The 23,728-nt window shown below is 68.1% G+C and carries 24 protein-coding genes; 6 read left to right on the top strand and 18 right to left on the bottom strand.

Annotated elements, in window-relative coordinates; all coding sequences use genetic code 11:
* Positions 1-32 precede the first annotated feature (32 nt).
* Positions 33-1,709: an EAL domain-containing protein gene (locus tag ACTJIL_RS03490; protein ID WP_440754205.1), complete on the top strand. Its 1,677-nt coding sequence runs from the start codon at positions 33-35 to the stop codon at positions 1,707-1,709.
* Positions 1,710-1,823: 114 nt separating this feature from the next.
* Here ACTJIL_RS03490 and ACTJIL_RS03485 read toward each other — a convergent pair whose 3' ends face one another.
* Positions 1,824-2,246 (bottom strand): hypothetical protein, encoded by a 423-nt coding sequence (locus ACTJIL_RS03485; protein ID WP_440754204.1) that lies wholly within the window; start codon positions 2,244-2,246, stop codon positions 1,824-1,826.
* Between ACTJIL_RS03485 and azu the strand changes: the two genes are divergently transcribed.
* Together azu and ACTJIL_RS03475 are read left to right on the top strand one after the other, a co-directional pair.
* Positions 2,245-2,877: an azurin gene (gene azu, locus ACTJIL_RS03480; RefSeq protein ID WP_440754203.1), complete on the top strand. Its 633-nt coding sequence runs from the start codon at positions 2,245-2,247 to the stop codon at positions 2,875-2,877. The genes ACTJIL_RS03485 and azu overlap by 2 nt on opposite strands.
* A gap of 22 nt (positions 2,878-2,899) precedes the next feature.
* Positions 2,900-3,181: a DUF6522 family protein gene (locus tag ACTJIL_RS03475; protein WP_440754202.1), complete on the top strand. Its 282-nt coding sequence runs from the start codon at positions 2,900-2,902 to the stop codon at positions 3,179-3,181.
* 73 nt (positions 3,182-3,254) lie between these two features.
* Here the strand turns inward: ACTJIL_RS03475 and ACTJIL_RS03470 are convergent, their stop codons facing one another.
* The 5 genes from ACTJIL_RS03470 to ACTJIL_RS03450 form a co-directional block, all read right to left on the bottom strand.
* Positions 3,255-3,647: an MAPEG family protein gene (locus tag ACTJIL_RS03470; RefSeq protein WP_440754201.1), complete on the bottom strand. Its 393-nt coding sequence runs from the start codon at positions 3,645-3,647 to the stop codon at positions 3,255-3,257.
* Positions 3,648-3,792: 145 nt separating this feature from the next.
* Positions 3,793-4,374, bottom strand: coding sequence for a DUF4019 domain-containing protein (locus ACTJIL_RS03465; RefSeq protein WP_440754200.1), 582 nt, complete (start codon positions 4,372-4,374; stop codon positions 3,793-3,795).
* A 45-nt stretch (positions 4,375-4,419) separates the two neighbouring features.
* The gene (locus ACTJIL_RS03460; protein WP_440754199.1) at positions 4,420-4,824 is read right to left on the bottom strand and encodes a VOC family protein; all 405 of its coding nucleotides are present in this window, start codon (positions 4,822-4,824) and stop codon (positions 4,420-4,422) included.
* 77 nt (positions 4,825-4,901) lie between these two features.
* Entirely contained in the window at positions 4,902-5,312 is a 411-nt protein-coding gene (locus tag ACTJIL_RS03455; protein WP_440754198.1) for a DUF1801 domain-containing protein, read from the bottom strand.
* Between the two features lie 9 nt (positions 5,313-5,321).
* Positions 5,322-6,179: a PA4780 family RIO1-like protein kinase gene (locus ACTJIL_RS03450; RefSeq protein ID WP_440754197.1), complete on the bottom strand. Its 858-nt coding sequence runs from the start codon at positions 6,177-6,179 to the stop codon at positions 5,322-5,324.
* Positions 6,180-6,216: 37 nt separating this feature from the next.
* Here ACTJIL_RS03450 and ACTJIL_RS03445 point away from each other — a divergent pair, with 37 nt between their 5' ends.
* Positions 6,217-7,485 (top strand): serine hydrolase domain-containing protein, encoded by a 1,269-nt coding sequence (locus ACTJIL_RS03445; RefSeq protein WP_440754196.1) that lies wholly within the window; start codon positions 6,217-6,219, stop codon positions 7,483-7,485.
* 56 nt (positions 7,486-7,541) lie between these two features.
* Here the strand turns inward: ACTJIL_RS03445 and ACTJIL_RS03440 are convergent, their stop codons facing one another.
* The 9 genes from ACTJIL_RS03440 to ACTJIL_RS03400 form a co-directional block, all read right to left on the bottom strand.
* Entirely contained in the window at positions 7,542-8,834 is a 1,293-nt protein-coding gene (locus tag ACTJIL_RS03440) for a PQQ-dependent sugar dehydrogenase (RefSeq protein WP_440754195.1), read from the bottom strand.
* The gene (locus ACTJIL_RS03435; RefSeq protein WP_440755829.1) at positions 8,831-9,238 is read right to left on the bottom strand and encodes a DUF2231 domain-containing protein; all 408 of its coding nucleotides are present in this window, start codon (positions 9,236-9,238) and stop codon (positions 8,831-8,833) included. Before ACTJIL_RS03435 ends, ACTJIL_RS03440 begins: the two co-directional genes overlap by 4 nt.
* A gap of 215 nt (positions 9,239-9,453) precedes the next feature.
* Positions 9,454-10,233: a lipoate--protein ligase family protein gene (locus tag ACTJIL_RS03430; protein ID WP_440754194.1), complete on the bottom strand. Its 780-nt coding sequence runs from the start codon at positions 10,231-10,233 to the stop codon at positions 9,454-9,456.
* The gene (locus tag ACTJIL_RS03425) at positions 10,230-10,559 is read right to left on the bottom strand and encodes a biotin--protein ligase (RefSeq protein ID WP_440754193.1); all 330 of its coding nucleotides are present in this window, start codon (positions 10,557-10,559) and stop codon (positions 10,230-10,232) included. Before ACTJIL_RS03425 ends, ACTJIL_RS03430 begins: the two co-directional genes overlap by 4 nt.
* Before the next feature lie 136 nt (positions 10,560-10,695).
* Complete coding sequence (locus tag ACTJIL_RS03420) at positions 10,696-13,242, bottom strand: diguanylate cyclase (protein ID WP_440754192.1); 2,547 nt, start codon at positions 13,240-13,242, stop codon at positions 10,696-10,698.
* Between the two features lie 30 nt (positions 13,243-13,272).
* Complete coding sequence (locus ACTJIL_RS03415) at positions 13,273-13,491, bottom strand: hypothetical protein (protein WP_440754191.1); 219 nt, start codon at positions 13,489-13,491, stop codon at positions 13,273-13,275.
* Between the two features lie 300 nt (positions 13,492-13,791).
* Positions 13,792-14,430: a glutathione S-transferase family protein gene (locus tag ACTJIL_RS03410; RefSeq protein ID WP_440754190.1), complete on the bottom strand. Its 639-nt coding sequence runs from the start codon at positions 14,428-14,430 to the stop codon at positions 13,792-13,794.
* Positions 14,431-14,605: 175 nt separating this feature from the next.
* Complete coding sequence (locus ACTJIL_RS03405; RefSeq protein ID WP_440754189.1) at positions 14,606-16,180, bottom strand: N-acyl-D-amino-acid deacylase family protein; 1,575 nt, start codon at positions 16,178-16,180, stop codon at positions 14,606-14,608.
* 234 nt (positions 16,181-16,414) lie between these two features.
* Complete coding sequence (locus ACTJIL_RS03400) at positions 16,415-17,458, bottom strand: S66 peptidase family protein (RefSeq protein ID WP_440754188.1); 1,044 nt, start codon at positions 17,456-17,458, stop codon at positions 16,415-16,417.
* A 167-nt stretch (positions 17,459-17,625) separates the two neighbouring features.
* Here ACTJIL_RS03400 and ACTJIL_RS03395 point away from each other — a divergent pair, with 167 nt between their 5' ends.
* Complete coding sequence (locus tag ACTJIL_RS03395) at positions 17,626-19,005, top strand: M14 family zinc carboxypeptidase (RefSeq protein ID WP_440754187.1); 1,380 nt, start codon at positions 17,626-17,628, stop codon at positions 19,003-19,005.
* Between the two features lie 272 nt (positions 19,006-19,277).
* Positions 19,278-20,285 carry a DUF4474 domain-containing protein gene (locus ACTJIL_RS03390; protein WP_440754186.1) on the top strand — a complete coding sequence of 336 codons (1,008 nt, stop codon included), beginning with the start codon at positions 19,278-19,280 and terminating at the stop codon, positions 20,283-20,285.
* 157 nt (positions 20,286-20,442) lie between these two features.
* On the opposite strand, the gene ACTJIL_RS03385 is transcribed toward ACTJIL_RS03390, so the two are convergent.
* The 3 genes from ACTJIL_RS03385 to ACTJIL_RS03375 all read right to left on the bottom strand — a co-directional run bounded on the left by ACTJIL_RS03385 (position 20,443) and on the right by ACTJIL_RS03375 (position 23,424).
* On the bottom strand, positions 20,443-20,883 hold the full coding sequence (locus ACTJIL_RS03385) for a VOC family protein (protein ID WP_440755828.1): 441 nt from the start codon (positions 20,881-20,883) through the stop codon (positions 20,443-20,445).
* Between the two features lie 378 nt (positions 20,884-21,261).
* A complete protein-coding gene (locus ACTJIL_RS03380; RefSeq protein ID WP_440754185.1) occupies positions 21,262-21,537 on the bottom strand; it encodes a hypothetical protein in 276 nt (91 codons plus the stop codon).
* A gap of 261 nt (positions 21,538-21,798) precedes the next feature.
* A complete protein-coding gene (locus tag ACTJIL_RS03375) occupies positions 21,799-23,424 on the bottom strand; it encodes a TIR domain-containing protein (protein ID WP_440754184.1) in 1,626 nt (541 codons plus the stop codon).
* Positions 23,425-23,728: the final 304 nt, after the last annotated feature.

Below are 23,728 nucleotides of genomic sequence, written 5' to 3'. Positions count from 1 at the left end.
GATCGCAGGCCATGAAGCCCTTGGGGAGGGTGTTGGACCATCGCCGCGACGCGCATCCGCGTCGCCTGCCATGGTTGCTCACGGTGCTGGTGGCGACGCTGCTCGCGGTTGCGATGCCCGCCATCGCGGACGACGGCGTACCGGGCACGTTGCGGATCGGCGGCGATGCGAACTATCCGCCCTATCAGTTCCTGGACGAGGACGGCCACGCCGACGGCTTCGACGTCGCGCTGGCGCGCGAGGTGGCCGGCGACCTCGGCCTCGAACCGCGTTTCGAACTCGGCGAATGGGACACCGCGCTCGACCGCCTGTCGCGCGGCGAACTCGACGTCGTGCCGATGTTCTGGTCGGCCGAACGCGAGCAACGCTATCTGTTCACCCAGCCGATCCTGATCCGCCACCACGCGCTGTTCGGGCAGCGCGGACAGCCGGAGCTGGAATCGCTCGACGCGCTGGCCAACGTGCGCGTGGCCGTGCAGCGCGCCGGCCTGGCCGCGGAAGCCATGCACGCGTTGGCCGGCCGCGGCGTGACGCTGCTGGAACTGGACACCGAGTCCGGCTCCCTCGTCGCCGTGGCCCGCGGCGAGGCCGACTATGCCCTCGCCCCCATCGGCATCGGCTACTACGCAATCCACCAGTTCAACCTCGGCAACATGATCGCGCTGAGCCCACCGCTGCTGGAGCGCAAGTACGTGTTCGCGGTGCCGCGCGGGCGGCCCGACCTGGTGCAGCGGATCGACGCTTCGCTCGAACGCCTGCGCACCGCGGGCGTGCAGAACGACCTGTACGTCGAATGGCTCGGCAACCTCAATCCGCGCCAGCAGCAGCCGTGGACACTGCTCTCCGCCGGGCTGGCGGCGCTGGTTGCGCTCGGCCTCGGCGGTTACGCGTGGCGGCGGAAGACCCGGCCCGCCCAGGCCACATCCGGCACCGCTGCCGGCGATCCCGCGCTGATGGCCGACCTGCAGGACGCCATCGCATCCGATCGCCTCGGCTTCATGCTCCAGCCCCAGATCGACCTGCGCACCGGCCGCTGGCTGGGCGCCGAACTGCTGGTGCGCTGGAACCACCCGAGGCGCGGTGCGCTCGCGCCGGAAGCGTTCGTGCCGATGGCCGAACAGGCGCACGTCATCGGCGCGATGAACCTGTACCTGCTGCGCTGCGGCCTGGCCCAGCGCCGGCACTGGCCGCAGGCCGAGCCGCCGCTGCACCTGTCGGTCAACGTCTCCGCCAACGACCTGGCCGACCCGCAGCTGGTCGACGCCATCATCGATGCAGTCGGGCAGGACGGCGCCGCGCTGATGCTGGAAATCACCGAGACCGACGTGATGCGCGAACCCGATCGCGTCGCCGAGGCCCTGCCCCGCCTGCGCGCGCATGGCATCCGGATCTCCGTGGACGACTTCGGCGCCGGGCACTCGTCGCTGGTCAACCTGCGCCGCCTCGCCCCCGACGAGTTGAAGATCGACCGCTCGTTCGTGGCCGCGCTGCTCACCTCGCGCTCTGACCAGGCCATCGTCACCGCGACCATCGGCCTGGCCCACGAACTGGGCGCCACCGTCGCCGCCGAAGGCATCGAGGATGCAGCCACCCAGCGCTGGCTGGCCGAGGCCGGCTGCGACGCCGGCCAGGGCTTCGGCATCGCCCGGCCGATGACGGCCGACGAATTCGCCGCGCTGCTGCGATCGGCGCCTACAGCACGCTTTTGATCTTGTAGGAGCGGCTTCAGCCGCGAGCTTTTCTGATTGGCATCACGCGGGCTAGAAGCTCGCGGCTGAAGCCGCTCCTACAACGGCGGAACAGCGCAAACACAACTGAAAACGTCAGGAACACTGCCCGCAACACGTACTCCCGCCACTGACGTGGACGTCCTGCTCCAGCGGCCGAGCCGTGCAACCCATTTCCCGCAACACGTCCTGCACCTGCAGCGCGGTGGCGGTGGAAATCACCTCCAGGCGCCCGTGCACCGCATCGAGCGCGATGCGTGCGTCCGGATCGAGCGGGCGCAGCGCGGCTGAAAGCTGTGTTGCATCGAGATGGCAGGTGGACAATTCGAACTGCATTTCGGGTTCCTCCGGAAGGCGCCGGCGTGCACCGGCCGGGCCATGATGCAAGGCGCTTTCCGCGGCTCGCTTGACCCCAGTCAAGCGATCGCGATTCTCACGCTCGCGGAACGCGGATTTCACGGCGATGCACGCGTCGATGTCGAATAATGCGCGGCGAACTCTCACCAGGAACTCCACCATGAACACCCGGATCACCCTGCTCACCGCTGCCTGCGCGCTCGCGCTGGTGGCCTGCGGCGACAAGTCGCCGGACACGTCGGCCGACACCGCTGCCGCGCCCACCGCCAGCGAACCCGCACCGGACGCCACCGCCCCGGACGCCACCACCGAACCCGCACCCGCTATCACCCCGACGCCCGCCGACACCACCACCGCCGCGTCGGCTGCGACCACGCCGGGCAGCGACAAGCCCGCTGCCGTCGTCGCCGACTGCGCCACCGAGATCGAAGGCACCGATGCGATGCAGTACAACGTCGGGTCCATTGTCGTTCCCGCCTCGTGCACCGAGTTCAAGATCACCCTGAAGCACACCGGGACGATGCCGGTGGCGGCAATGGGCCACAACGTCGTGATCACCAAGGCAGCCGACATGCAGGCGGTCGCGGCTGAAGGCATGGGTGCCGGCGCGGCGGCCGCCTACGTCAAGGCGGGCGACGCGCGCGTCATCGCCCATAGCAGCCTGATCGGCGGCGGCGAAACCACCTCGGTCAGCTTCCCGGTCAGCAAGATCAAGGACGGCGGCCCGTACGAATTCTTCTGCAGCTTCCCGGGCCACTCCGCCCTCATGAAGGGCACGATTGCCGTCGAGTAAGCCGGCACCGCGGCCGCCCGACATGGGCAAACCCATCCCCATCGACCTCAATCCATCGCGCGCCGTCGAGATCGACGGCGCGCTCGTCGCACCCGGCCTCGGCCTGGCGCTTGCCGATTTCAGGCAGCTGATGGCGCACGGCAAGATCACGGTGCTGTGCGAGCTTGGCACCGGCGAAGACGCTGGCCTGTATCGCGCGAGCTTCTATCACGAAGGCAAGCGGGTACGGCTGGTGGTGGATGGCGAGGGAAATCCGGTCCGTGAAAAGAACCCGCAGCCGCGTGCTGTTCGCCTCGCGCCTTGATGACGACGCGGGCGGGGATTCCCGTAGGCGCGGTTTCAGTCGCGGGCTGTCCCCAATCGCGCCCGCGCATGCTTCATGGACTTGAAACAACCACTGCCCAAAGACCCAGCACGGCAACGAAATTGATGGTGAACACCGCACCCCTGAGCCGGATGTTGCCGGTCAGTACCTGGACAAGGCTGTGCAGGACCCGGCCCGCCACGAACGTCCATGCCAGGACGATCGACAACGGGCCCACATCCGACCCGATCAATACCAGGCAGGCGGCATGGAAGAACAGCGGCCATTCGAACTGGTTCGAGAGGTTGGCGCTGATGCGCGGCTCGATCGTCGCCCAGGGGTTGCTGCCGTCCGGCCGGCGACCAATGCCCCAGATCGCCGGCGCACGGACGACCGTGAGCATCACGTAAAGGAAAGCGGCCAGCGCAACGTGCGCGGCCATGGGGACGATCAGCGGATGCGGCATGGGAATTCCGGACTCCAACGGATTGCTTCCAGCGGCCTGGCGCCCGGGCCGGGTCGGGCCGCGGCGCGTAGCAGTGCGAACCGCATGGCAAGCCTCATCAGCCATGCGGGGCGCGTGACAAAACGGTGCCGGCTTGAATCCATGGTCAGGTGCCTGGCCGATACTCCGCATGCTTTGTCACGAAGTACCCGATGATCTTCCATTGCGATTGATCCTTCTGCATCACCACTTTCTCCGTGGTGGTCGTGCTTCCGGTAGTGCTCTTGAACTGCACGAGGACGTACTCCCCTTCCGGAACACTGGCGTCGATCCTGGTCGAGAAACCGCACCCATCCAGATCTCTTTGCCGCGAGCTGCCCAGGGTCTTCACCGCGAGCTTGAGCATGTTCTTCCAGGCAAACTCACTGGATTGCGCACGAAGCGCCGGACCCGACTGATCCCAGGTGCGCTGGAACTCCTCGCGATCAATCATCCCGAGGTAACTCCGCGCCGCCGCCTCCGCCTCCAGCCGCTGCTCCGCTGTCCCCGCCGTGGGTTCCGGCAGCGCGCTCGTCCCGCCCGTCGAGAACGATACGTTGCATGCGGTGAGCAACAGCATGCAAAGCAAGCCAACTGCAAGATTCTTCATACCACCCCCTGCTGCCAGAACCAGGCCGCGCCGCGAAGCAGGCATCCATTCAATTCGGCCAGTCGCCGGATTGAATGCCTCCCCCTTGATTCGCAGCACTCCTTCGATTCGGAATGAACTTCCAGACTGCGTTGGCAAGGGACTTCAGGCGTCCTTGTTCCTGTCGTCCCAGGCCATCGGCTCCCAGAGCTCGACCTTGTTCCCATCCGGATCCATGATCCATGCGAACTTGCCGTTCTCGTGCGACTCCGGGCCGCCAATGGCCGGCACGCCGGCCGCCTGAAGTTGCGCAAGCATCTCGTCGAGGTCGTCGACCCGGTAGTTGATCATGAAGGACGAGTCGCTTGGACTGAACCATTGGCTGTCCTTGTCCGCGAGATGCCAGACGGTGAGGCCCAGGTCGTCCGCCTTGTCGTCCGGCCACCTGAGTATCGCGCCGCCAAACGCTTCCAGCTGCATGCCCAGGTGCTTCTGGTACCACGCCGCCAGTGCGGCGCTATCACCCTTGCACTTCAGGAAAACGCCGCCGATTCCGGTGATCCTTGCCATCATGGTGTCCTGTTCGTTGAGCCGCCCAATGCCTGGGTCAAGCCGGCCCGTGAAGCGGATCCGGTCTGGATGAACTGTCAGCCTGCGGGCCGTTTCGGGACATGCTGCACCCACTGGCACAGGATTTCCGCAAGCGCGCCAGCCCTGTTGCTAACGACGCCGGGGCCGGAAAAGTTGATGCATGCCCTGTCCGGACCGAGCCAGGTGAGCATGCCAGCCGGATCCTGGATTGCGCCGGGCGGAAGCTGGCTCTTCCTGGCACCCAGGTGAAGAATGAGCTGCAACGGCTCCTTGCCATTGAGACGCATGGTGGCGAAGTGCTCGCCGGTATGGAAACTCGGCGCATTCCACTTCACCTCTTCGCCAACTCCCTCCGCAGTCGACAGGATGATTTGCCGGAGGGTTTCGATATCGGACTTGAGTGGATGGTCCAGTTCGGCAAGGAACTGGTCGACCGAGGGTGCTGATCTGGTCCTGCGGCTGCCCATGATTTCTCCTCAGTGTTCTTCCGCCGCCGCCTCGCGCCCCTGCTGGCGGATCAGCGCCTCCTGCCGCGCCTCCTCGATCGCTTCGCGCACGCCGCCGACATCGGCCAGGTGCTCGTCGTGTTCGAAGACACCGGTGAGCACCGTGTCGGGCTGCAGCGCACCGGCTTCGAACATCGCCCACATTTCCTCGCCGTACCAGGTATCCAGCAATTCCGGCGCCCAGCGGCCGAGATAGGCGGTGAGGTTGTTGACGTCGCGCAGCAGCATCTGCCGCGCGGCATTGTTGCCGCCTGCACTGACCACCTGCGGGAAGTCGATCAGCACCGGGCCGTCGGCGTCCACCAGCACGTTGTACGGCGACAGGTCGCCGTGGATCAGCCCGCTGCACAGCATCCGCACCACCTGCCGCACCAGTTCCGCGTGGAAGCTGCGCGCCTGCTCCGGCGTTGGCGCGTACTCGCCCAGGCGCGGTGCGGCGAAACCGTCGGCGTCGGTCACCATCTCCATCACCAGCACGCCGTGGTGGAAGCCGTGCGGCTCGGGCACGCGCACGCCGGCGTCGCGCAGCTGGTACAGCGCCTCGACCTCGGTGTTCTTCCAGGCCTCTTCCTGTTGCTTGCGGCCGTAGCGGGTGGCCTTGCCGATCGCGCGGGCCTCGCGGCTGCCGCGCACCTTGCGCCCTTCCTGGTACTGCACGCGCTGCTGGAAGCTGCGCTGCGCCATGTCCTTGTAGACCTTTGCGCAAAGCACTTCGCCGCCGCCACGCACCACGTACACGGCCGCTTCCTTGCCGCTCTTGAGCGGGCGCACGACCTCGTCGATGACGCCGTCGTCGATCAGCGGCTGCAGCGAATGGGGGATTTTCATGCGCCATTCTGGCATGCGCTGCTTTACGATGCGGAGCATGACCAGGTCCATCCTCCTCGCCTCGTTGCTGCTCGCCCTCCCCTTCGCACAGGCTGCGGAGCCGGTCGCCACCGTGCGCGTCGGCTTCGACCGCGACGGCGTCACCTCCACCCAGGTCCACGGCCTTGCCGACAAGGCGACGGGGCGCCGCGTCACCGCCGGCGATCCGGTGCGGATCGCCTCGATCTCCAAGCTGGTGACCGCGATCGGCGTGATGCGGCTGGTCGAGGCCGGCAAGCTCGACCTGGACGCGGACGTCGGCGAGCTGCTCGGGTTTCCGCTGCGCAACCCCGCGTTCCCGGATACACCGGTCACCCTGCGCCTGCTGCTCTCGCACCGCTCCAGCGTTACCGACGCGGCCGGCTACTGGCAGACGCCGCTGGGCGGAGAAGTACGCGGGATCCTCGACGATCCGCGCGCGTGGGACGCGGCGCATGCGCCCGGCACCTACTTCCGCTACGCCAACCTCAACTTCCCGCTGGTGGCGCAGGTGATGGAACGCGCCACCGGCGAGCGCTTCGACAGGCTGATGGACCGGCTGGTGCTGCGGCCGCTCGGCGTCGAGGCCTGTTTCAACTGGGACACCTGCAGCGACGCCACCGTTGCGCGCGCAGTGGTGATCTACGACGGCGACGGCGCGCCGGCAAAGGACGACCTCCACGGCGCCAGGCCCGATTGCCCGGTGGTGCCGGCCGCGGACGGCAGTTGCGATCTCGCACGGTGGCGCGCGGGCGACAACGGCGCGCTGTTCTCGCCGCAGGGCGGATTGCGGATCTCGGCCAACGGTCTGGCGCGGATCGGACGGATGCTGCTGGGCGAAGGCGAACTCGACGGCGTACGCCTGCTCACGCCGGCATCGGTGCACGCCCTGGCCACGCCGCTGTGGCAGTACGCGCCGGGGCAAGGCCTGACCTTCGAGGAAGACACGAGCGACCTCGGCGACGGTTTCTTCTGCCGCTACGGCATGACGATGCAGACGCTGGCGACGCCGGTCGAGGGCTGCCACGACGACCCGTTCGGCGACGGCGTGGCGCGCGTGGGCCATTCGGGGTCGGCCTACGGGTTGCAGTCCGGGCTGTGGCTCGATCGCGCCGCCGGCACCGGCGTGGTGTGGTTCGCCACCGGCATGCCGGGCGAACGTCTGGGCGGGTGCTCGGCGTTCAGCGCGGTGGAGGAAGCGCTCGCGCATGGCGACGAGGCGACGGCTGCCGCAACCTGTGCCGCGCGCCCACAACGCCGCGCCGAGGAAGCCCTGCCGGCCGGCTGAGCGCTTCGCTACGCGGATGCCTCCCCCACGCAATTGCGTGGCGGCGATGGCGATGATCACCGCGCCGGCGTCACCCGCCAGATGGTGTTGGCCAGGTCGTCGGCGACGATGAGGGCGCCGCGCGGATCCACGGTCACGCCGACCGGGCGACCGCGGGTCTTGCCGTCCTCGCCGCGGAAGCCGGACACGAAGTCCACCGGCGGGCCGGCCGGACGACCGTTGCGGAACGGCACGAAGACCACCTTGTAGCCGACCGGCTCCTTGCGGTTCCAGCTGCCGTGCTCGCCGACGAACGCGCCTTCCGCGAACCGGGCACCCATCGCCGGCGTCGAGAAATCCAGGCCGAGCGCGGCCACGTGCGATCCCAGGCTGTAGTCCGGGGCGATGGCGGCGGCCACCTTCTTCGGATCCTGCGGCATCACGCGCGGGTCGACGTTCTGTCCCCAATAGCTGTACGGCCAGCCATAGAAGCCGCCTTCGCGCACCGAGGTGAGGTAGTCCGGGACGAGGTTCGGGCCGAGCTCGTCGCGCTCGTTCACCACCGCCCACAGGACGTCCGTGCCCGGCTGGATCGCCAGCGCGGTGGGATTGCGCAGGCCGGTGGCATAGGTCTTGTGCGCGCCGCTCGCGGCATCGATCTGCCATACCCGCGCGCGATCGACCTCGGCCACCATGCCGCGCTCGGTGATGTTGCTGTTGGAGCCGATGCCCACGTAAAGAAACCGCCCATCCGGGCTGGCGGCCAGCGCCTTGGTCCAGTGATGGTTGATCGCGGATGGCAGCTCGGTGACCGTGACCGGCGGCCCGCCGGCCCGGGTCTGGCCCTCGCGGTAATCGAATCGCACCAGCGCATCCTGGTTGGCGACGTACAGGCTGCCGTCGACCAGCGCGAGCCCGTAAGGTGCGTTGAGGCCTTCGGCGAAGACAGTCCGCAGCTCATAGGTGCCGTCGCCATTGCCGTCGCGCAGCAGCGTCAGGCGGTTGCCGCCCTTGACCGTGGTGTTGCCCTTGGCCTTGATGCGACCGGCGATCACGTCCTTCGGCTTCAGCTTCGCCGCGCTGCCGCCCCGGCCTTCCGCCACCAGGATGTCGCCGTTGGGCAGCACCAGGGTCTGGCGCGGGATCGCGAGGTCGGTGGCGATGGGCGCAATCGTGTAGCCCTGCGGCACCGTCGGCAGCCGGTCGCCCCACTGCGCCGGCCTGGCAATGGTCATGTCGGGCAGCAGCCCGCGCTCCTGGTCCGGAAGCGTCGGATCAGCGCCGTATTGCGCCGGATCCGGATCGCTGCCGCCACAGGCGCCCAGCAACGTCGACAGCGCGACGGCCATCCACAGGTTCGAGCGCTTCATGCCGCACCTCCCGTGCGAAGCCTGGAAAAACCGATCCATGTCGCCGCGCAGGCGAGCAGCGTGACGATCACCGACAACACCACGGCCGTGGGCATGATTCCCCATGCATCCCTGGCATGGACCAGGGCGTTGATGAAACCCAGCACCCAGGTCGCCAGCAGGAGCAGGACGTACACGAGCGGACGCCCGCCGCGACGCTCGCCCCGGAACAGGTCGATGACGGCCCACAACAGCGCAAAACCAGCGAAGACGAGCGCGCCGGCGATCAGCCAGGACGCGAAGTTGCCCCACTGGATCTGATAACTGCGGGCATACGTGATGTCGCTGAGCATGGCGCCGATGAACAGCGGAACCGCGCCGGCCAGCAGGAATGCGTGAAATGGATGAATCGCCCTTTGAGGCATGCGATCGGCAGTGACAGCCACGGCGGTTGCTCCCTGATGGTTGAAGAGACACCGCGACCGGGCGAACGCCGGCGCGGGGCTTTGCATGGACAAGCTACCCGGATCGTTGTCCCGGTCTTGTTAATCCGGTGTGGGCACCGGCGGCCGCTCGCGCTTGGCTGCAGCGGATGCCACGACTGCACCCTGCGGCCGCATGGATCGATTCACCGGTGGGATCACGGCAGCAATGCGGTCCATTCGGGTGTGGCGAACTTGTCGCGCGCCAGCGCCTGCGCGCGTGCCAGTTCGTCCGCGCGCAGGTCGTCGGGGACCAGCCCGCCATGGCGATTGCGGAAGGTTTCGATCATGCGTTCGATCACCGCATCGCGCGGCAGTCCGGTCTGGCGACGCAGGGGGTCGACGCGTTTCTGCGCGCTGGTCGTGCCCTTGTCTGACAGCTTCTCGCGGCCCACGCGCAGCACCTCGAGCATCCGCACCGCGTCGATGTCGTACGCCATGGTGACGTGATGCAGCACCGCCCCGCCGCGCCTGGCCTGCGCGGCACCTGCGATCTTGCCGGCGCTGGAGGTGATGTCGTTCAACGGCTGGTACCAGGCCTTGATCCCCAGCGTGTCCAGCGCCTCGATCACCCATTGGTCCATGAACGCATACGCCTGCTCGAACGTCATGCCGTCCACCAGCGTCATCGGCGCGATGATCGAATACGTGATGGTGTTGCCCGGCTCGATGAACATCGCGCCGCCGCCGCTGATCCGGCGCACCACCTCGATGCCAAGGCGGTGCGCGGCGAGCGCATCGACCTCGTTGCGCAGGGACTGGAAGCGTCCCATCACCACTGCGGGCCCGGCCCACTCCCAGATCCGCAGCGTCGGCGGCCGCCGTCCCGCGGACACGTCGTCGAGCATCACGTCGTCCAGCGCCATGTGCAGCGCGGGCGCCTGCGGTTCGGCATGGACCAGGTGCCAGGCGTGGTCGTGCCAGGCGCTGCGGCTCAAGTCACGTCTCCTGCGTCGTGGCCCGGGCTGACAGCATCCAGTGCGCGGCGCACCGCGATCGCAACGCCCTCGGGCGTGATGCCGAACAGCTGCGGCGCCGGCCCCAACGCGGCTTCCACCGCAGCGGCGAGCGCGGATACGCCTGCCTCGATGGGCAGGCCTTCGAGCGCGGCATCGATGGTGTCCAGGGCGCTGGCCGGCTCCAGGAAAAAATCCCCGCTGACCTGCACGCCCGCCATCCGGCCATCGACGATGGCCAGATCCACCACCACCAGCTTGCCGCCCGGGACCTTGTATTCGCCATGCGCGGTGTTCACGGTGTCCATTCGCGCAGTCTAGACGCTGCGGATGATCCACGGCCGAAACACCATGGAACGAAGCGGTCTGTTCGCGATGCACGCAGGCGATCGCTGGAGCCCACTGCACCGCAGCCGCACACCCGGCCGCCGTGCACGTTCCGACTCAGGCGCCGGCCGGCCGTTCCGGGTCGTCCCGCAGCTCGTCCAGCGGCGGGATCACGAGCGTGGTGTACTCCTCGTAATGCGCCGTGGGCAGGTCGCGCAGCGCAAGGCGATCGGCGCGCGGGGTTTCGATCGGCAGCCGCGCGGCTTCGTAGAGGATCACCTCGTGGTCGGGCGGGTACCAGCGCAGCAGCTTGTCGACCAGCGCCTGCACGCCATCGCGCTCGGCGTGCAGGCGGCTGCAGGACAGGTCTCCGGACAGCGCCACCTGCCACAGCAGCACCAGGCCGGCGGTGTCGGGCTGGCGGTCGTATACGAGGAAATGGGTCGCCTCCATCGATTGCACGCCGCGATGGCCCGGGTCGATGCCGAGGTCGGCGTACAGGCAGGCCTCGGCGGAAATCCCCGGCTCCATGCGCGCCGGGATGCCTTCGGCGCGGGCCTTGCGAATCACCTCGTGCGGCACGTCGGCGAACACGCCCGGATGGCCGTAGAACACCGCGCACACCTGCTTGCCGGCGCGGACCTCGGCCATGATCGCCGCGTCGATCTCGCGGTAGGTCTGGCGCCGGTCCTTGCCGGGGGCGTAATGGGTGCCCAGGTTGATCACGTCCGGGCGGAAGCCGTGGATCATCGCCAGCGCGAACGGGTCGGCCAGGCAGAACACCACCTGGGCCTCGCGGATTTCCGACAGGCAGCGCTCGCTGGCGTGGCGGCCGAACTGGATGCCGCTGCCCACCACCACCAGGCCCGCCGTCGGCGCAACGGCGACATCACCCACGCGGACCACCCGGTCGCGGCCTTCGTCCTTGGCCCGGTACAGGGCCTGGTCCGCCTCGTGGATCAACTGCTCCAGCGTGGCGGCATTCCCGTCGGCCTGGCAGACCCCGGAGCTGATGTTGATGCGGAACGTCTGCCCGAACACGGTGACCGGTTCGATCCGGTCGCGCAGGCGTTGCATCATCGCCTCGGCTTCAGCCGCGTCGGCCTCGAGCAGGATGGTGAATTCGTCGCCGCCGCTGCGCCCGGCAATGGCATTGCCGCCGACGGTTTCACCGATCCATGCGCCCAGCGAACGCAGCGCCTCGTCGCCGGCGGCATGGCCATGGCGGTCGTTGACCTGCTTGAACAGGTCGATGTCGGCCACGATCGCGGTGAACGGCCGCCCGGTATCGCGGGCACGCGCGAAGGCTTCCTCGCCGAGCTTGCGCACCTGCTGGTAGTTGAGCAGCCGGGTCAGGCTGTCGTGCTCGGACAGCCAGCGGTAACGACGGCGCTGGCGGAACGACCGGCGCAGCAGCACCGACAGCAGGATCGCGGTGACCAGCAGCCCGGCCACGCCCAGGCCCAGCAGCCATTGCCAGCGCTTGGTCGCGGTGACCTGCAGGGCGGCGACCTGCTTCTCGGCTTCGAGCAGCGCGATCTGCTGTTCCTTCAGCCTGGTGTCGAACTGCACCTGCAGGTAGGCCAGCCGGCGTTCGCGGGACACGACCTCGACCGCTTCCGACACCGCCATGGCCTGTTTGGTGTGGGCCAGCGCCGCGGCGGTGTCGCCGCGCTTTTCGGCCAGCTTGGCAAGCAACCGTTCGGTCTCTGCAATGGCCAGGTCGGATTTCTGTCCCCGGTAGTAGCGAAGGGTGTCGACCAGCATTGCCTGGGCCTGGTCGAGTTGTCGATTCGAAGCGATCAGGCTTTCGGCAATGACGAGCCTGGCGCTGTACGCCCCTGCCGCGTAACCCACGGCCTCGAACTCCGAGAGCGCCTCGCGCCCCCACTTCAATGCCTCCGTGTGTCGCCCTTGGGCGGCGACCATCTTGCCCACGCCGTACTTGCCGTTGGCGGCGAAGACCGGATCGCCGGCACGGACGCAGGCATCGATCTGGCGATGGCGCCATTTCTCCGCCTCGCTGAAATGGCCCGCATGGTCTTCGGCCAGCGCCACGTCGCTCAGGGCCAGGCACAGCGCGCGCGGATCGTCCCCCTTTTCGACGATGTGCAGGGCCTGCAGCGCCAGCTCCCGCGCCCGCCCGGTCTCGCCGACCAGCGTATGCAGGTAGCTGGCGGCACCGAGCAACCGGGCCGATTCCACGGGGCTTTCGTGCAGGTACTTCAGGCCATCGTTGAGCCAGGCGAACGCCAGCGGCCAGTCTTCGAGGTTGGCGGCGACCCCCGTGGCCGTGGTGTAGACGCGCACGCGCAGCGGCACCGGCAGGTCCTGCTTCAACAACTCGGCCAGGCCCTTCAGCGCCGCGGGCTGGTCACCGGCCAGAGCGCGGTTGCGCAGGCGGACGAAATCGATGCGATGCCGCTGCAGCGGCGTGAGCGCACTGCGCTGCGGCGCCAGGGCCGCGATCTTCGCGTCCGATTTGCTCCAGTGCGCGGTGACCGCGAGCTGCTCGATCTCCTGGACCTTCGCCTCCAGTGCCGCCGCGTCCGCAGGCGATGCCTCAGTGGCTGGCGACTGCGCCACGACTGGCGCCTGCGCGACGGCAGCCGGCGCGCAGGCGAACGCCAGCCACAGCAATGCGATCACGAACGGCCGGAACATGAGCAGGCGTCTTGCGATGGAGACCGACAGCTACTTGTCGTAGGCCTTGATGGTGTGATTGGTGGCGTACTGTCCCTCCGCCAGCCCAGTGAGCTTCCCCACTGCCGCGTAATCACTCTCCAGCATCGCCCTGCGCTCCTCGTCGGACACCCCGGCGCGACGCAACACCGCCTCCGGGTCCTCCCCGTACTCCGCCGCCAGCGCGGCATCGCTGCCGAGCTTCCTCATCAGATCAAGCAGTTTCGACATGTCATTCCCCCTGAAAAAAACCCGGCATCGGTCACCGCGCGCCCGCGACATCCGGCGGCGGCACTGTGTTCACAACGGCAATCGCCCCGGCGGGTGGGCAAGTCCTCCACCGACCTTCGGAGCAGCCGGACATTAACATAGCGAAACCGCAGCTTCGCGTCCGGCGTGCGTCCGCACGGCCTTGCAGCGACGAGCCCGACCCGGCGTCCGTGGACGCGCGCGCCGGCGTCGTAGCCTCCAGCCCACGCGCCCCGGGCGAGCAGGATGGAGGCCATCGGGACGAAGCAACTCCCTGTCGGGCTACCGAGCGATGGGCTGACTTTCCCGCGCAAGCACTTCGGCAATGGTGGGCGGAGCCGCGGGGCGGGCGTACATGGCCTCGAGGTACGCCCGCAACCTCGGCGCGTCGCCGAGCATCCCTGCTCCGTTCGCCCAGTCGAGCGTGTGCGCGGCGTTGAAGTCGGCCACGCTGACCCGGTCGCCCACCATGAACTCGCGCCCGACCATGTGTCGCTCGAGCACGGCCACCATCTCCATGCACTCCTGCCTGGCCAGGTCGGCGTCCCGGGGCAAGCGCTTCTCTTCCGGGTAGATGAAACCGTGCCGCGCGATGCGCCACAGCGGCTGCTCGATCTCGGTAACCAGGAAGAAGAGCCAGCGATACATCCGGGCCCTGTCCTCCACGGTGTCGGGAATGAAGCCCGCCTCGCGGTGCTTGTCGGCCAGGTAGAGCTGGATCGCGGCGGACTCCGTCAGCACGACGTCACCGTCGACCAGCACCGGGACCTTGGCGGCGGGGTTGAGGGCAAGCAGGCCCGGTTGCCTGTTCTCGCCTTGCATGATGTCCACCGGCAACATCTCGTATTCCAGGCCCAGTTCGTTGAGCAACCAGATGACGCGCAGGGCGCGGGTCGGGGGTGCTCCGTAGAGCTTGATCATGTCGGACTCCTTCGATTGCGGGCATGGTTCTCCAGATCGACGAACCGGACGCCGCGAAATCGACAGTACGAACCAGGCTGTCCGTCTTCAGCCAAGGCTTGCGTGAGCCAAAGCTTGCGTGCTGACGCTGCGCCCCGGGGGCAGACCGGCTTCCGCCAGCCCCCCATCCGTGCGATCACGCGCGGCGCAGCATCCGCCCGGCGCGCGCCACGGGCTCGCCGGCTTCGAAGGCGGGCTGGCCGTTCACCACCACCAGGTCGAAACCCTCTGCCATGCGCGTCGGGTGCACGTAGTCCGCGTGCGCCCGCACCCTGGCCGGGTCGAACAGCACCAGGTCGGCCCTGGCCCCTGTGCGAAGGATGCCGCGATCGGACAGGCCGAGGATCGAGGCCGGCAGCGCCGTCGCCTTGCGCACGGCTTCCTCCAGCGGCACCCGCGGCGTGCGGACCACGAATTCCTCGATCCACTTTGCGAACGTGCCGGCACCCCGCGGATGGCTGCCGCCGGGCGAACCATCGGACGCGACCGTCACCCGCGGATCCAGCAGCAACCGGTCCTGCAGCGCCCGGTCCATCACGAAGTGCGCGGCCTGGCCGCCACCGGGGCCGATCTCGAGCAACGCATCGGCGAACGGCTTGTCCTGCGCCGCCGCGACCTGCTCCAACGTCTTGCCGGCGTGCGGCCCGGTGCCGAACAGCAGCGCGCCCGGCCCCCCACGTTTCTCCATGCGTTGTTGCAGGTACGCGCGAAGCTCGTCGCGGCGCGATTGCAGCACGCCGGCGTAATCGGTCGGCGGCAAGGCCCATTCGGGGAACAGGATCGCGACCCCGGTATAGCTGGCCTCGTATGGATAGGCGTCGGCGGTCAGCGGCTGTCGCGGCCCGCGCAGCGTGTCGAGGAAGGCGAGCAGCTCCCCGGCCGCGGCCTCGCCCTTGCCGTACACCATCTTCAGGTGCGACACGTGCGCGCGCGCCGGGCCGCTGGCGACGACCAGTTCGCGGATGGAATCACGCACGTCGTCCGCGTCCTCCGAGCGCATGTGGCTCATCGCCACGCCGTTGAAGCGGGCGATCACCGGGCCCAGGCTGGCGAGTTCGCGCATTTCCGCGTAACGGCCGGGCACGTACTCCAGCCCGCTGGACATGCCGTACGCACCGGCGCGCAGGTCGTGTTCGAGGATCGCCTGCATCCGCGCCAACTGCGCGTCCGAAGGCCGGCGCGTACCGTCGTCGATGCCGGCGCGGCGGCGCAGCGTGCCGTGGCCGGACAAGGTGGCAATGTTGATGTCGGGCGTGGCGCGATCGACCGCGGCGATCCACGCGGGCAGGCTGTCCGCGGCGTTGCGCGTGTCCGCCAGCGCCGGGCTGCCGCCGTCCTGCCCCAGCACCACCGTGGTCACGCCCATCGCGAGGTATGGCGTGAATGCGTCTTCGAGCGGATCGCCATGCGTGTGCAGGTCGATGAATCCCGGCGCCAGCACGCGACCGCCGCCTTCGACCACGCGCAGCCCGCGCGCATCGCGGCCGGACAGCGCGCCGATCCGCTCGATGCGGTCGCCGCGCACCAGCACGTCGGTACGCCGGCCCGGCTTGCCGGTGCCGTCGACCAGCAGCACGTCGCGCAACAGCCATCCGCGCACCGGCGATCCCGCACCGGGCGGCCCGCCCAGCACCGGTGGCGCCAGCGCGCAGGCGCCGCCTGCCACCATCGCGCCCAACACCTTGCGCCTGGACCAGATCGGCTGCCGCATCGCCGTGCACTCCGCTGCCATGAGTGCCGGCCACCTTAGCGGACGCGGTTCGCCGGGTCACATCGCGACGACAAATGGGGGCTGCTGCAATCCTGCAGTCCGGACTGCAACCGCTTCGCGATCGACGTCAACGCAATCGTCCGAGACGGCGGAACGCGCTGCCGATCAGCTTCGTGTGTGCGGGCTGCTGGAAACTAAACGCCAGGGCGAACAGGTCCGCCATCAGGGACGGACCTATGCCTGTGGAAACACCGGCTCCAGCATGCGGAAAGTCCCGGCATCGGCATCCAGTTCCACCTTGCCGCCGACGGGCACGATGAACTGCTCGCGGATGTGGCCGATCATCGCGCCACGGTAGGCGGGGATGCCCAGCGGCTTGATGTGGTCGTCGAAGATCTGGTCCAGGGTCAGCGAGCCATAGCCTTCGCCGGGACCGCAATCGGTGCATTCGCCGAACACGAAGCCGGCGATCGCGTCCAGCGCGCCCATCAGCTTCAGCGTAGTGAGCATGCGGTCGATGCGGTACGGCGCTTCGGACACGTCTTCCAGGAACAGGATCTTGCCGGTGAAATCGGGCAGGTACGGCGACCCGGCCAAGGCCACCAGTACCGACAGGTTGCCGCCGACCAGCTCGCCCCGCGCCTTGCCGCCGGTGATGGTGAGCGTGCGGTGCTTGCGCGGCACCAGCTCGTCGCCGGCTTCGACCACGTTGCGGTACTGCATCAGTTCGCGGTCGAAGAACACGCGCCGGAACTGGTCGACGTTGAAACGGTTCCAGCTGCCGGCGCCGATGGGGCCATGGAAGGTGACCAGCCCGGCCTGCGCGAGGATCGCGTTGTGCAGCGCGGTGATGTCGGAGTAGCCGAGCAGCACCTTGGGATGGGCGCGGATGGCGTCATAGTCGAGCAGCGGCAGCAGCCGCGCGGCGCCGGAGCCGCCGCGGACGCAGATGATGGCCTTGACCTCGTCGTCGGCGAACATCGCATTGAGGTCGCCGGCGCGCCCGGCGTCGGTGCCCGCCAGGTGGCCGTATCGCGATGCGTAATGCTCGCCGGTCTTCACCTTGAAGCCCAGCGCCTGCATCGCTTCACGGGCGAGCTGCAGGCTGAGCCGCGCATCCGTGGCCGAGGACGGACTGACCAGCGCGACCGTGTCGCCCGGGTTCAGCGCCGCCGGCAGCAATCGCCGGCGCGGGGCGGCCGCATTCGCACTGCCGCTGCCCACGAACGGCAACAGCGCCGCGAGCGCAGCGCTTCCGATGAAATTTCGTCTGTCCATTGCATGGCCTGCCGGTCGGGATGCTGGCCAGATTAGCGCAATGGGGTTCCGGGAAAACGTGCCGCACTCCCGGAGCAAAGGGAGAAATGACTTTCCTGATGATGTCGTTTGACAATGCGCGCAGCGCCTCTGAGCATGCGACGTGCCCGTTATGGAGCATCACCGCCATGCCTCGCGTCCTCACGCTGTCCCTGCTGTTGTTGCCCCTGCTGTTGCCGAACGTGTCCGGCGCCCGCGAAGCCGAAGCCGCTTCGAAGTCCGCCACTGCCGGCGCGATGCCGCCACCGCCCGCATGGCTCCATGAACTCGATGCGCTGTACGACACGCGCGTCCGGGTCGTGGGCCTGGAAGACCGGGCGTTTTCGCCGGAGCACTGGTGGGACGTCGCGGGGCCGCTGGCGACGCAAGCGCGTGGCTTCCAGAGCGAGGAAGTCGGCCGCAGCGCGGAAGGCCGCCCGCTGCGCCATGTGTCGTGGGGCGAAGGCGACACCCGCGTGCTGCTGTGGTCGCAGATGCACGGCGACGAGAGCACCGCATCGATGGCAATCGCCGACCTGTTCCGCTTCCTCGGCGAGCACGCCGACAACCCGATCGTGCAGCGCCTGCGCGAAGCCACCACCCTGCATTTCCTGCCGGTCATGAACCCCGACGGCGCGGCGCGCTTCCAGCGCCGCAACGCGCAGGGCATCGACATCAACCGCGATGCCCGCGCATTGGCCTCCCCGGAAGCGCGCGCGCTGCACGACCTGCGCGAGCGCGTGAAGCCCGCGTTCGGCTTCAATCTCCACGACCAGAACGTGGGCACCCGCGCCGGCGACTCCGACCGCGGCACCGCCATCGCCCTGCTCGCCCCGGCCTACAACGAAGCCCGCGAAGTGAATGCGAGCCGCGCGCGCGCCATCGAAGTAGCGGTGGCGATCCGCGCCGTGCTCGAGCCCTACATCAGCGGCTACATCGCCAAATGGGACGACACCTTCAACCCGCGCGCATTCGGGGACCTCACTGCGAAAGCCGGCGTGTCGACGGTGCTGATCGAATCGGGCGGCATCGAGGGCGACCTGCAGAAGCAGCGCCTGCGCAAGCTGAACTTCCTCGCCCTGGTCGGCGCACTCGACGCCATCGCCACCGGCGCGCACGCCGGCCTGCCGCGCGCGCGCTACGAGGAGCTGCCCGAGAACGGCAAGGCCTGGCCCGACCTGCGGATCACCGGCGGCACGCTGGCATTGCCCGGGCAGCCGCCTGCCAAGTTGGACCTGCTGGTCGATTTCGAACGTCCGCTGCTCGAACGCGGCGGCACCATCACCGAGATCGGCGACCTGGGCGACAGGCCCGCACGCCGCAACATCGACGCCTCCGGCCTGTACATCGTGCCGTTCGATCCCGTGCCGCCTGGCGGCGCGAACGCCCGCGCACCGCAAGCGCACGGGACATTCGCACCCGACGCGCCCGCGTACTTCCACCTCAGCCGCGACCCGCAGGGCCGCGACATCGTCTGGACGCTGGCCGGCGACGTAGATCCCGCAAAGCCGGCCCCGGAAGAACGCTGAAAAACGCAGGACCATCGGTGGCCCCGGGCCGAAACCGTGGCCATTGCGCATCTGCCCCGATACGCGGCCCGGTGGAACCGGCCGATGCGAAAGGTGCGCGATGCTCCCTCGCTCCATCCGCCTCGATCACAACACCGGCTACAGCGTCGAGATCACCTCGCCGCTCCGCTTCCACAGCGAATTCAAGGGTTTCCCCCAGCTTTTGCCGCGATGGGCCAGCCACAACACTGGAGTCCTGAAGTCCCGCATCCAGCGTCATCGAGGTCTCCGCCATGGGTCTGCTCGACTCCATCCGCCAGTTCTATGACCACAACGTCCGCCCGATCCAGGACGACGTGGTCAACACCGCGAACAACGTGGCCGGCGTCGCCAAGGACGTGGCCGAAGCCGCCGGCGAGGTGGGCGGCGCCGCGCTCGATGCGACGAACGACGTGGTCGATGCCGTCCTCGAGGAAGGCGTCGTCAACGTGGCCGCGGACATCGTCGGGCACAACGTCGCGCTGGGGCAGGAGATCCTGACGCAGTTGCACCAACAACCGACCGGGGCGGATTTCCTCGACTGGCTCGCGGGCCCGGACGGGCCCAGTTTCGCGGACCAAACCGCGCTCATCCCCGGCCTGCAGGAAGGCATCGGCGATGTCATCGATGTCGCCATGGGCAACCCCATGGTCGCGGGCGCGATCGGCCAGGCATTCGGCTTCGAGTACGTCCCGGACGGGGACTTCTACACCACCAACGAGAGCTCGATGCAGAGCTACTTCGGGTTCCACGACGCCTACGACAAGGTCGGCAAGCTGCTCGGCATGGACCTCGACGACGAGGTCATCGAGTTCGAAGCCAACGGCGTCGAATACAGGCTCGAACTGTGGCGCGGCAGCTACGGCAACGGCGGCGCGTTCGGCGGTGAGATCGGCTTCTACACCAACGGGACCGGCGAGCGCGGCGCGCTGGGGGACCTGCTCGAACGCATCCCCGGCTACTACTCCTCGGCCGCCGGCGAAAGCCAGATCCAGATGACCCAGGAGATCTACGACACGCGCACCGGCGAGGTGTACTTCACCAATGACGGCAGGGGCGCCGACGGCACCGACGGCAGGCACTTCTGGAACCTCGCGATCCGCACCGACCCAGGCGTCAACCACGAAGACCTCGGCCAGCGCGGCACCCTGGTGATGAACGATCCCGAGGTCGCCGAGGCCCTGTGCGCGGAGATGAATCGCCAGGGCGTCCCGGCGCAGCTCGGCGACGATGGCGTGACGATCACCTACGACTGGGCCTGATCGGGCAAGCAGGCGTATCGAACACGGGATGCCGGCAAGCGTGATCCCGGCGCGCGCATGGGCCAGTTGGGCTGGCCTCACGCCTGACACCATGCACGCATCCGGCCGGGTTGTTCCAGCCGCAAACGCGGGGAAAGCCGGAAGCCCGGCTCGCTTTTCAGCCAGCGCTTGCCGGCTTCGACCCCGCGGCAGGAATGGTGTTCACCATCCACGGCACGCCGAACCGGTCGACGAGGCTGCCGTAGCCCGGTGACCAGAACGTTTCGGCGAAATCCATCACCACCTTGCCGCCCTCCTTCAGCGCATCGAACCAGCGGCGCGCCTCGGCGGCATCTTCGGTATGCAGGGTCACGTCGAAGCCGTTCTTGGGCTTGCCGATGTTGGGCGCCCATTGCTCGTCCATGTCCGCGCCCATCAGCGCCTGGTCGCCGACCTCGAGCCAGCAATGCATCAGCCAGTCCTTGTACTTCGCATCGGTCACCGGCATGTCCGGCGGCGCCTCGCTGTAGGGATGGGCGGCGGTGATCTTGCCGCCAAGTACTTTCGCGTAGAACTCGAACGCCTCGCGACACTGGCCGCGGAAGCTGAGACTGGTCACGATCTTCAAGACGATTCCTCCTCCAGATTGCGGGCGGCTCGGCCAGCGGCTGGGAGATGGGCGTCCGCGGCCTTGCCGGCGTCACAGGCTGCCATATCGTTGCTAAAAATCGCATGACGGCGACGCGGCCCAGCGCACGTTCTGGCGCACGTGTTCATGAGATGCGTTCCACTTCCCCCGGCGAGGCTGGCACCAACGGCAAAGTCCGATCGACGATGAGGATTATCCCGGGACCGGATACGACTTCGAACACCTCGCCCGCGGCTTCCGGCGGGCGGGAACATGAAACCGGCTAAACACGGGACAGAGTGGACTTTCCGCTTTCACCACCCCGGAAAGTCGACCCTGCCCCGTTTTTGCTGTTGTTGCAGTTCCAGCTCAGTCCTCGACCGAGCACCCCAGGGACACCCTGGCGGCCGGGTAGCCCGTGGCCTGATCGACCCACTGGGCCAGCACCGTGTAGTCCTGGTCGGAACGTCCCCAGCTCAGGTAGCACTTCTCGTCCGCCACGCGCAATGCGTTGTCGATCGCCTCTTCGCTGGTGTGCCCGTAGGACTCTCCGATGACGTCGAAATGATGCACGGCAGCCAGCGCGGCAGTACTGCAGGCGACCGTGACCAGGAATGCAGAGGCAGAAAGGGACCACTTGTTCATCGCACACTCCATTGCTTCGGGTTGGATCTGCACCGTGCCAGCCTTGCATGAAAGCGGTGTTAAAAGTGGATCAAACGCGGATGACAACCCGGGTCGGCTTCCCGTTTCCGCGACGCGCTTCGCACCGGGACGATGAAGCTCGACACCAATGGTGGAAGCGCGCGATTCGGCAAGCGTGTTGTTGCACGAAGCAGCGGAATCGGAATGTGCAGGCAGAAGACCGGGCGCGAGCCCGGCCGTGCGGATCGGAACGCGCCGCAATCAGACCGGCAGGCCGGCCAGCAGCAGGCTTTCGGCCAGGTGCGCGGCATCGGCCGGATTCTTGAACGGCTCTTTCGCCATGAAATGGCGCGTGGAGAAATCGGGCTTCATCGCAACGCAGGCCGATGCGCTGGCGCGGGCCCGGCCCAGGTTCCCGAGTCGCGCATGGCAACAGGCGACGAGGGCGGCAACCCGGTAGTGGCTGGCGGACAGATGCTCGAACATCGCCAGGGCCTCCTCGTCGCGATGCAGGCCCATGAGGGCCTGGCCGATCGAGCGCCAGTACCACGGCTGGTCGAAGTACGGGTCGATCTCCTTGGCCCGCCTGAACCACACCAACGCCTCCTCGGGCTGGCCGAGGTAGACCAGGACGACGCCCATGTCGGCGGTGTTCCATTGATTGTTCGGATTGATCTCGATCGCCCGGCGCATGTGTTGTAGCGCCATGTCGAACGAGCGCCGCAGCAGGCAGACCTGCGCCAGCATGGAAAAACAGGTGCTGTCGTTCTCGTCCAGTTCGACCGCCCGCCGTGCCAGCGCATGCGCCTCCACCAGCAGGGCGTCCGAGTCGCCGGGATCGTCGCGCCACTGCCCGTAGCGGATGGCGGCCAGCAAGGCATGGGGTATGCCGTAGCCGGGATCGATCTCGATGGCTTTCTCGAACAACCGCTTCGCTTCCTCCGCGCCGCCCGGATCGTCCCATCGCAATGCATTGCCCTTGAGCACGTATTCGTAGGCGGCGAGGTTCGCCGGGTTCCTGCGCGCGCGCTCGGCATGCGACACCTGCACGCGGCCGACCAGGGTGCTGACGATCGTCCGCACGACCTGGTCCTGCATGGAAGAGATGTCGGCCGACTCGCGATCGAACTTCTCGGCCCAGACATGGTCGCCGGTTTCGGCGTCGATCAGCTGCGCGGTGATGCGGATGCGTTCGCCCATGCGGCGGACGCTGCCTTCCACGATGAAGCGCACGTTCAAGTCCCGGGCCACGGCCTTCACGTCGACGGCGTCGCCCCGATGGCGGAACGACGCCGAGCGCGAACGCACCGCAAGGAAGCGCCAGCGCGACAACTCGGTGATGATGTCCTCGGTGATGCCGTCGCCCAGGGACTGCTGCCCGGGCTCGCCGTCCATGCCGGTGAACGGCAGCACGCAGATGGCGACGCGCGTGGACGCAACGCCGGGCGCACCAGGGAGCGGAACGGACTTCGCCGGTTCCGGCTGGCGCCCTTGTTGCCGGGAGATCCGGCCGTCGAGCGCGCGCAGCATTTCATCGAGTTGCGGACCGCCGGCGGCCACCGCCGCATCGTCGAGTTCGATGGTGTGGATTGCGCGGACGTCGATCGGCAGGGGCACGCTCTCGAATCGCACGGGAACCAGGATGCCGCGATCGGCGGCATCGCGCGCCTCGCCGCGCACCCAGCGCGAATCCACCGAATGCGGGGTCCAGACCACCAGCACGGCGGCCGCGATCTTCAGTTCGGCGTCGATCTGGCGATCGAACTCCTGGCCGGGAATGATCTCCGGGTCCCACCACACCGACCAGCCGCGCGCCGCGATCGCGGACACAAGCGGTGCGACGCGCGCCTTGTCGCGGCGGGAGTAGGAAACGAAGACATCGGCCATGCCCGTGCCACCTTCGATCGTTCCGGACCGCGGGGCGGGCCCAAACCCACCTTGCTCGTTGGTCCCCGACACCCGGGCCCTTCCGCTTCTCCGGCGGCACGGCGTCGCAGGTTCGGAGCCGTCGCCCGGCGCCGCCGCGTGATCGCCGAGCCCGCCGGTCGCCACGCCAGCCAGACGCCGGCCATCGCCCGTATCGATGGCGATGCCGGCCCCTTTCCCTGCTCACGCAAAAGCCCCGATGCAACGGCCAGCGCCGGCCATCCGTCGGCGCGCCCAGGCCCGCCTCGTATGGGTTTGCGGGCGT

Origin of the sequence: Luteimonas sp. 22616 (assembly GCF_052044325.1) — a bacterium.
In the GTDB taxonomy this organism is placed as follows: Bacteria; Pseudomonadota; Gammaproteobacteria; order Xanthomonadales; family Xanthomonadaceae; genus Luteimonas.
Note: the sequence above shows the minus strand (reverse complement) of the source record. Positions and strands in the feature narration are given on the sequence as shown.

Excerpts from the sequence above, each read along its gene's own strand:
- azu (WP_440754203.1), top strand. The coding sequence starts at position 2,245 with ATGAACACCCGGATCACCCTGCTCACCGCTGCCTGCGCGCTCGCGCTG.
- ACTJIL_RS03485 (WP_440754204.1), bottom strand. The coding sequence starts at position 2,246 with ATGGTGGAGTTCCTGGTGAGAGTTCGCCGCGCATTATTCGACATCGAC.
- ACTJIL_RS03475 (WP_440754202.1), top strand. The coding sequence starts at position 2,900 with ATGGGCAAACCCATCCCCATCGACCTCAATCCATCGCGCGCCGTCGAG.
- ACTJIL_RS03470 (WP_440754201.1), bottom strand. The coding sequence starts at position 3,647 with ATGCCGCATCCGCTGATCGTCCCCATGGCCGCGCACGTTGCGCTGGCC.
- ACTJIL_RS03460 (WP_440754199.1), bottom strand. The coding sequence starts at position 4,824 with ATGGCAAGGATCACCGGAATCGGCGGCGTTTTCCTGAAGTGCAAGGGT.
- ACTJIL_RS03455 (WP_440754198.1), bottom strand. The coding sequence starts at position 5,312 with ATGGGCAGCCGCAGGACCAGATCAGCACCCTCGGTCGACCAGTTCCTT.
- ACTJIL_RS03450 (WP_440754197.1), bottom strand. The coding sequence starts at position 6,179 with ATGAAAATCCCCCATTCGCTGCAGCCGCTGATCGACGACGGCGTCATC.
- ACTJIL_RS03445 (WP_440754196.1), top strand. The coding sequence starts at position 6,217 with ATGACCAGGTCCATCCTCCTCGCCTCGTTGCTGCTCGCCCTCCCCTTC.
- ACTJIL_RS03440 (WP_440754195.1), bottom strand. The coding sequence starts at position 8,834 with ATGAAGCGCTCGAACCTGTGGATGGCCGTCGCGCTGTCGACGTTGCTG.
- ACTJIL_RS03435 (WP_440755829.1), bottom strand. The coding sequence starts at position 9,238 with ATGCCTCAAAGGGCGATTCATCCATTTCACGCATTCCTGCTGGCCGGC.
- ACTJIL_RS03425 (WP_440754193.1), bottom strand. The coding sequence starts at position 10,559 with ATGGACACCGTGAACACCGCGCATGGCGAATACAAGGTCCCGGGCGGC.
- ACTJIL_RS03420 (WP_440754192.1), bottom strand. The coding sequence starts at position 13,242 with ATGTTCCGGCCGTTCGTGATCGCATTGCTGTGGCTGGCGTTCGCCTGC.
- ACTJIL_RS03415 (WP_440754191.1), bottom strand. The coding sequence starts at position 13,491 with ATGTCGAAACTGCTTGATCTGATGAGGAAGCTCGGCAGCGATGCCGCG.
- ACTJIL_RS03410 (WP_440754190.1), bottom strand. The coding sequence starts at position 14,430 with ATGATCAAGCTCTACGGAGCACCCCCGACCCGCGCCCTGCGCGTCATC.
- ACTJIL_RS03405 (WP_440754189.1), bottom strand. The coding sequence starts at position 16,180 with ATGCGGCAGCCGATCTGGTCCAGGCGCAAGGTGTTGGGCGCGATGGTG.
- ACTJIL_RS03400 (WP_440754188.1), bottom strand. The coding sequence starts at position 17,458 with ATGGACAGACGAAATTTCATCGGAAGCGCTGCGCTCGCGGCGCTGTTG.
- ACTJIL_RS03395 (WP_440754187.1), top strand. The coding sequence starts at position 17,626 with ATGCCTCGCGTCCTCACGCTGTCCCTGCTGTTGTTGCCCCTGCTGTTG.
- ACTJIL_RS03390 (WP_440754186.1), top strand. The coding sequence starts at position 19,278 with ATGGGTCTGCTCGACTCCATCCGCCAGTTCTATGACCACAACGTCCGC.
- ACTJIL_RS03380 (WP_440754185.1), bottom strand. The coding sequence starts at position 21,537 with ATGAACAAGTGGTCCCTTTCTGCCTCTGCATTCCTGGTCACGGTCGCC.
- ACTJIL_RS03375 (WP_440754184.1), bottom strand. The coding sequence starts at position 23,424 with ATGGCCGATGTCTTCGTTTCCTACTCCCGCCGCGACAAGGCGCGCGTC.